1 protein-coding gene is annotated in these 765 nt (G+C 34.6%); it reads right to left on the bottom strand.

All coding sequences use genetic code 11. The features are described from left to right. Nucleotides 1-147 precede the first annotated feature (147 nt). The coding region (locus Q4566_RS17000) for a peroxiredoxin (RefSeq protein WP_303423777.1) at nt 148-765 on the bottom strand (618 nt) is incomplete at its 5' end.

Genomic DNA, 765 nt, shown 5'->3' with positions numbered 1-765 from the left:
TGACTTGAAAAGCGGGAATTATAAATATAGCTTTTATATCCCTGCTTATAAAGGCAGTAAAATGAAAGATTTTGCCTTTTATGATAATACCCTAATTGTTTTATACAATCAGGGCATTATTGTTTTTCAAATGAATCTGAATAGTAATTAAAGCATTGTAGCTTCCTCTATTAGAGCAATTAACTCCTCAGCCTTTCCATGTTTAGGTGGTGCCGCCGAAAACACGCGCCCTTTTTTATCAATAATCATGGTTACTGGACCTCCAAATATATTGTAGTATTTCAAAAAATCGTGATTAAACCCAAGTCCTTCCGTATATAAATTGACATACTGTTTAAGTCCATAACGCTCACCCTCTACACTATTAAGCCATTTTTTTTTGGATCGATCTGCAGAAATGGAAACAAATACCACCTCGGGATTATCCTTAAAAACGGGGTACACCTTGTGATCTATTTCTTTGGCTAATGCCATACAACCAGAACACCCAGTAAACCAAATATCCAGATAGACTACTTTACCTCTAAAATCAGACAAACTTACAGTTTGCCCTTCTGTATTAGGCAGTTTAAAATTAAAAACTTCAGCACCTCTAATTTTTCGCCCATACATCTTTTCAAAAATGGCTTTTAATTCAGGTTTTTTTATCAAATCAAAGCTCGTTTGGAGACACTCTTCAATACCGTAGGTGTCTTGTACCTTTAAACTTAGTAAATTATAAAGCAACAGTTTTTCCCTTAACGCTCCTGTGTAATTCGTTCTAAT

It is taken from the genome of Tamlana sp. 2_MG-2023 (assembly GCF_030548465.1).
GTDB lineage: Bacteria > Bacteroidota > Bacteroidia > Flavobacteriales > Flavobacteriaceae > Pseudotamlana.
This window is presented reverse-complemented; position numbering and strand designations above follow the sequence as displayed.